Origin of the sequence: Methylacidimicrobium cyclopophantes (assembly GCF_902143385.2) — a bacterium.
In the GTDB taxonomy this organism is placed as follows: domain Bacteria; phylum Verrucomicrobiota; class Verrucomicrobiia; order Methylacidiphilales; family Methylacidiphilaceae; genus Methylacidimicrobium; species Methylacidimicrobium cyclopophantes.
In genome coordinates, this window is sequence record NZ_CABFUZ020000146.1 from 1 (window position 1) to 6,543 (window position 6,543).

General features: G+C 64.6%; 3 protein-coding genes and 2 pseudogenes. 3 read left to right on the plus strand and 2 right to left on the minus strand.

The genetic code is table 11. The features are described 5' to 3' along the window. Positions 1-344 (plus strand): annotated as a pseudogene (locus FN369_RS11155) (glycosyl hydrolase family 28-related protein); the annotation flags it as partial. Between the two features lie 155 nt (positions 345-499). Here the strand turns inward: FN369_RS11155 and FN369_RS06795 are convergent. Then, on the minus strand, positions 500-1,249 hold the full coding sequence (locus tag FN369_RS06795; RefSeq protein WP_142525427.1) for an SDR family oxidoreductase: 750 nt from the start codon (positions 1,247-1,249) through the stop codon (positions 500-502). A gap of 110 nt (positions 1,250-1,359) precedes the next feature. Between FN369_RS06795 and FN369_RS06800 the strand changes: the two genes are divergently transcribed. Continuing rightward, the gene (locus FN369_RS06800; RefSeq protein WP_246189598.1) at positions 1,360-1,800 is read left to right on the plus strand and encodes a hypothetical protein; all 441 of its coding nucleotides are present in this window, start codon (positions 1,360-1,362) and stop codon (positions 1,798-1,800) included. 58 nt (positions 1,801-1,858) lie between these two features. Here FN369_RS06800 and FN369_RS06805 read toward each other — a convergent pair whose 3' ends face one another. After that, positions 1,859-6,193: a DEAD/DEAH box helicase gene (locus tag FN369_RS06805; protein WP_246189599.1), complete on the minus strand. Its 4,335-nt coding sequence runs from the start codon at positions 6,191-6,193 to the stop codon at positions 1,859-1,861. A gap of 187 nt (positions 6,194-6,380) precedes the next feature. On the opposite strand from FN369_RS06805, the pseudogene FN369_RS11525 reads away from it, so the two are divergent. Next, a pseudogene (locus FN369_RS11525) lies at positions 6,381-6,543 on the plus strand (amino acid permease); the annotation flags it as partial.

Consider the following 6,543-nt stretch of genomic DNA (forward strand, 5'->3'; position numbering starts at 1 on the left):
GCCCACCCGCCGATCGCGGAATCCTTGGTCTTTTGGCGGGAGGGGAGCTCGGAGAGCGCTTCTCCGCTCCTTTTGAGCTCGTGCGCGGCGCGGTCTTTCGTCGGAACCGCCTGGCTTTCGGCTACCGGCTCCAGGTGGGATCGAGACCGGGATCGAGCCCCGCTTCCGCGGTGGTGGCCCGGGATCTCGTGATCGATCACAACTGGTTCGAGCATGGCCCGGTTGGAATCGAGCTCGATCGCGGGGTACGGCAAGCGGTCTTATCGAAGAATCTCTTTTTCGATGTCGCGGTTGCGCATCGGGTCGAGGAAGCGACCGAGATCACAATCGTTCCCGGGCCGTAACGATCCTGGCTTTCCCTCGCTCTTCTTTGCGCGGGCCGGTCTCCGGCAGAAGGATCGCGGAAAGCCGCTTTTTGCGCGATCCCCTTTTTTAGTTACGGCCGCCCGATTTGGAGGAATCGAGGTCGCGGCAACCCAGCCTTTTGCTCGCCACTCGATCAAAGCTCCTGAAAGGTGGGACGGATCAAAATCTCGTTGACGTTGACGTGCGGCGGTTGGCTCACGGCGTAGACGATGGCCGAGGCGATGTCTTCGGGCCGCAGCGCGCGGCCTTCTTGGAAATAGGGTTGAATGCCGTGAAGGGCCTCCGGATCGGTAATGGTTTCGAGGAGTTCGGTCAAGACGGCCCCGGGCTCGATGATCGTGACGCGAATGTTCTCTGAGGGGGAGAGTTCCATCCGCAACCCTTCGGAGAGGGCGCGGACGGCATACTTGGTGGCGCAATAGACCGCGCTTCCTGGAAAGACCTTTCTTCCGGCGACGGAGGAGAGGGTGACGAAATGGCCGCTCTTTTGCTCGAGGAAAAGGGGAAGGACCGCCGCGATGCTGTTGAGGACTCCTTTGATGTTGATGTCGACCGTGGCCATCCATTCGGCAACGTGCCGCTTTCGCAAGAGGGAAAGCGGCATGATTCCCGCGTTGGCGACAAGAATATCCACTCCTCCGAAGCGTTTGCGTGCGGCGTCGACGACATTTTCGACCTCGCTCGGCTCCCGCACGTCGCAGCGGAGGGCGAGGGCGCTCCCCCCTTCCTCCTCGATTTGGCGGGCGAGCTTCTCGACGCGCTCGAAACGGCGCGCGGTCGCGACGAGGTTCGCCCCCTCGCGAGCAAGGGCGAGAGCGGTCGCTCGGCCGATGCCGCTCGATGCCCCGGTGACGATAGCTGTCTTTCTCAACAGAGGTTTCATCTCGGCTCCTTTTTCGCGAAACCCTAGCAAAGGGGGCTCGGAGAGGTCGAGCGAACGGTTCTCTTCTCTTTTTGCCATCGAAATCGGAGGCTCTGCACGATAATCTCCCGATGGGAGCGATGCGAACCCCCCCTTTGCCCTCCGGGATCCTCCGTCTGGCGCTCTATTTGGTCGCCGTCTTTTCGGTCGCCTCCTGTGTGCAACAGGAGAGCTGTCCGCTGGTGACCGAGCAGGACAAGCGACAGTTCGCAGAAGTTCTCCAGGCGAGGCCCCTCGTTCGGGTGACGGTTCTTTCGATGGTTCCGAGTCGAATCTACCGGTGCGGAGTCGCGGTCCGCTGGACGACTTCGGTGAGCATGGTCACCCTTTCGTCCGAGGGGCGGCCTACGACCACCTACTGCGGCAGCTTCGAGATGGCGGCCGATTTCCCGCGAAATTCCTTCGGGGAGGTTGCCGTGGCCGCATCTCTCCCGCCCTACTGGTCGGATACGGTTCGGGACATTCAGGCGTTCGCCATGATGAGCCGCCGGCCTTCCGGCGCTCCCCGGTAACGAGGAACGGTCGCGCGAGCAAGCAACGAGCCGACCTTCGGCTCTGTCGAGAGACCGGCTAGGAGTAGGCAGCGGCACGGCGGAGAAGCCGTTTGGTCGCCTCCCATTCTTCGCGGGGCTCGAGCGGGCGGAAAAAGCGGATCTTTCCGGACAGGAGGGCGGCCATGGGCTCGCCGTCACGATAGAGGAGGCGATTGCCACCGAGGGCCGCAATCCGTTCTCCCGGAGTTACGATCCCGACGAGGTTCGCCGGGTCCGCGCCGCAGACGGAGATCCAGTCGCCCGTCGCCGGCCGCTCCCGAATTTCCCAGAGCGCGGCGGCCGCTTCCGGGAGCGCGAACTGCTCCCCGGAGAACCCGGCTACGAAGCGTCCGCTGCGAATCTCCCCGCGCGCTTCGAGGCGGCGATAGACATCCAAGAGGCGCCACCAAGGGGGAAGAGCCTCTTCGCGCGATAGGAGCTTGCGAAAGACTACTCCGTAACGGCGCAGCAGGACGCGAGCGATTGCTTCCGCCCGCGCCTCTTCTCCTAGGGGTGCGTGAGAGGAAACCAGGGACCAGCGTCCCGCCGCCACCTCCCGATTTCTCCGGCGCCCTCGCTCTGAAAGAAAGAGGCGAAGCCCGGAAAAGCCGTCGGAGTGGACGAGACCGCTTCCCGCAAGCTCGGCCAACGCCTCGGCCGTTTCCGTCCGGAGTAGATGGCATCCTTCTTGAAGGTCGGTCAGGAACGAGGGTCCGTGGCTTCGGAGGTAGGAAACGATCGCTTCCGCTCGATGGGAGAGTTCCCCGGGAAGGGAGGGATCGGCGGGGAGCCAGACGGGGAGACTCCCCCGCGGGAGGATGGCGATCGGGGAGGAAGCGCTCAACCGAGCCGCCCGCCATTCTTCCCGAGGGCCGCGGAGGCGAATCCAGAAAAATCGGCCGTCCAAACAGAGGCGTTCGAGCCAAGCCGGATCGTATCCATCGATCCGGGCCGGGAGAATCTCTTGCTCCCAGGTCTCCGGCGGAGCGCAAATCCCTTCGAGCAGGGGGAGGACGGCGAGTACACTCTCCGGTCCGGCCGTCCGCTCGTCCGGAGTGAGCCTCTGCCATGCCAAGAGAAAGCGGAGGAAGGCCGAGCCCGAGACCGGCCGGATCGAGCGGCGCGCCCGCTCTTGCCCGTAGCGATGAATGCGGGCGATCAGCCCGCGGGCGCACCACTGTTCCTCGTCGTCCCCGGCGAGCCAGCGACCGCGGAAGAGAAATCCCTCGGCCTCGAGCGCACTCAGGGAAGGAAGCAGCCGTTCGGCTGGAAGCTCGAGGGGACGGCCGAGAGAGGCCGAGGAAACGGGTCCGAGGCCCTGGAGTCGTCCTCGAAGGATCTCCCGAAGGGCGAAATCGGCTTCCAAGGAATCGGCATTTGGGATCGGGATCTTCTCTCCACAAGCGATCTCCCCTTGCGGGAAGAGAGCCTTCCAATGGGCGAGCCAAGCCGGAGAGGTCCAAAGGAGATCGCCCTCATTCGGCCGGCATCGGAAGGTGAGGGCTCGGCCGCTCTGCGCGAGCTTCCCGAGCAATCCTTCCCAGGAGCGCGCCGGCCTTCGGAGAGAGCCGCCCAGTCCATCCGGACGTCCCTCCCTTGCTTCTCGAAGAGTTACGAAGCCCAGGAGGAGAAGGGCGTCTTCCATCTGGTCTGGATCCTCTGGGTCGGGCCAGGCCTCCTCTCGTACCCGCCGGACGGCTTCCGGATCGGCAAAAGAGAGCTGTCCAAGCTCGGCCGATGGGAGGCGTCCGGTGTAGGCGACTGCGCGGGCTCGTCGCTCCTCGAGGGGAGCCGGATCGAGAAAGGAGTAGGGGTGAGCGGCCAGGATCGAGCGGGCCGCCGGGGAGGGCTCGCGGAGATCCCGGGCGGTGGCGAGGATTTTCCCTTCCTGGACCTTGCGGAGGATCTTCTCCAACCCGGCCAGATCCATGACCTCCGAAAGGCAGTCCCGGAGGGTCTGTTCCACCAGGGGATGGTCGGGACATTCCCGGTCCCCGGAAATGTTCTCGAGGCAAGCCACCGCATCGGGGAAGATCGCTCCGAGGAGCTCCTCGGCTTCCATTCGTTGCAGGAGCGGTGGAATCTTTCGCCCCCCTCGGCGGCGCGGGATCGCCAGCGAGATCGAGGCATTCCACCGCCAGCGCACGGCGAACATCGGGCTCGCCAAGAGCGCTTGGATCAGGACGGCCCGGACTGTTTCCGGGCGGAGGAAGGAGAGAATTTCCTCGAGCGGGAAGCTGTGTGCGTGCGTGAGGGAGAGGAGGATCGCGTCCTCGGTCGCCGCAGCCTGCAGCTCGAAATTGAACTTGCGGCAAAAGCGCTTTCGGAGTGCCAGCCCCCAGGCTCGATTGACGCGGCTGCCGAAGGGAGAGTGGATCACGAGCTGGGTTGCTCCGGACGGATCAAAAAAGCGCTCGATCCCGATTCTGCGCGGATGGGGGACAAAGCCCAGGGCGGCTCGGGTCGCCGCCAGATAGGAACAGAGCTCCAGGGAGGCGCGTTCCGAGAGGGCGAGCCACCGTTCGATCTTTTTGGCGGCGAAGACTTCCGAATGCTCGATTCCTCTCCTTTCGGCTTCCGCGAGCCAGCGGTGGACGCGGCGGCGGACCACGCCGGCGCATGCGGAGAGCTCCTGACTCCGGCCGGGAAGCTCACCGAGCCAAAACGGGATGGTCGGAGCCTCTCCCTGCGCATCCTCGACGCGGACGGCTCCCCGCTCGATCTTTCGGAGGCGCCAGGAGCTGTTGCCCAGGGCGAAGACATCTCCCGGAAGACTTTCGAGGGCAAAATCCTCGTTCACCGTCCCCAGGGTGATCCCTTCGGGATCGGCGATCACGGGGTAGTCTCCGGTGTCGGGAATGGCCCCCCCGTTGAGGAGTGCTGCGAGCCGGGCGCCTTTGCGGGGAAGAATCCGTTTCTGTGCCAGATCGCGGAAGAGGAAGGCGTTGCTCCGTTCCCGGCGGGGCGAGTAGCCGTCGGCCAGCATCTGCACCAGCCGAAGGAACTCCTCGCGCGAGAGCCGTCGATAGGGATAGGCCCTCCGAATCATTGCGAAGAGCGTCTCCTCGTCCTTGGGCCCGGTGGCGATCTCCGCGACGATCTGCTGGGCGAGGACGTCGAGGGGAGCATCGGGAATCGAGAGGCGGTCGAGGATTCCCCGTCCGACGGCAAGAAGGAGCCCGGCGCATTCGACCAGCTCCTCCTGGCTGAGCGGGAAGAGTCTTCCCTCCGGGATCGACTTCCCCAGACGGTGGCCCGATCGGCCCACGCGTTGCAGCAGGGAGGAGATGGAGCGCGGAGAGCCGAGCTGGCAGACGAGGTCGATCTCGCCGACGTCGATGCCGAGTTCCAAGGAAGAGGTGGCGACGAGGAGCGAGAGGCTCCCTGTCTTCAACCGTTTCTCCGCCTCGAGGCGGCGTTCCCGGCTGAGGCTTCCATGGTGGGCGGCCACCCTCTCTTCCCCCAGTCGTCCGGTCAGATGGTGGGCGACTCGCTCCGCCAGGCGCCGGCTGTTCACGAAGACGAGGGTCGTCCGTCGAGAGCGGGCGAGGTCGGCCAACCGGTCGTAGATCTCTTCCCAAACCTCTGTGGAGAGGACGGGCTCCAAGGGAGAAGAGGGGAGTTCGAGCGTAAGCTCCATCTTCCGTCGGGAGCCCAGATCGACGATGGCGCAGGGAGAGAGGCGGTCGGTGGAAGCTCCGGTCAAAAAGCGGGCGAGTTCGCGGATCGGACGTTGCGTCGCCGAAAGCCCGATGCGCTGAAAGGGGGATCGGGTCAGCGAGGAGAGACGCTCGAGGGAGAGGGAGAGGTGGGCGCCCCGTTTCCCGGAGGCGACGGCGTGGATTTCGTCCAGGATCACGACCTCGACGGTGGAGAGAAGGCCCCGTCCGCCGGCGCTTCCCAAGAGCAGGTAGAGCGATTCGGGCGTCGTGACGAGAAGGTGGGGCGGATGGCGGAGCATGCGGGCGCGCTCGGAAGACGGCGTATCTCCTGTGCGGACGGCGACGCGAACTTCGGGGGTGGGGAGACTCCGGGTGGCGAGCTCCCGGTTGATCCCTACAAGGGGCTCGAGGAGGTTTTTGTGAACGTCATAAGAGAGGGCGCGCAGTGGGGAGACATAAAGGACGGAGATTTCGTCCGTGAGCCTTCCCGATTGACCGCGGCGAACGAGCTTGTCGATCGCGCCGAGGAAGGCGGCCAGGGTCTTTCCCGACCCTGTGGGAGAAGAGAGGAGAATGGGATGGCCTTGGCGGATCAGCGGCCATGCCGCCCGCTGAATCGGCGTCGGCACACCCAGGGTTTTGGCAAACCACGAACGGACGGCGGGATGGAAGTGCATGATCCTTTGGAAGCGGAAAGATTCCTTAATCATGGCCGGATCCTGGTTTGCCGCAAGGCTCGATGGTCCGCCGGCATTCCGGAATCGCAAAGGGGCGGAGGGCTCGGAAAAAAGTCGTGGACAATGCGCTCCCGCCGCCCATGATCTTTTGATAACTTGTGGAAATTCGTCGCCTCTGGTACGACGGCTGCTTCCAGTGGAGAGAAACGGAAAAGAAGGGATGGAGAGTGGAGGAGGGACGAGCGGGCAATCGCCGGGTCGCCCGGAAGCTCCGACGGAGCTTCACCGAACGCTTTCGGCACTCGATCTGATGCTTCTGGGAGTCGGTGCGATCGTCGGAGCCGGAATTTTCGTCCTCACGGGCGTCGCGGCCGCGACGGCGG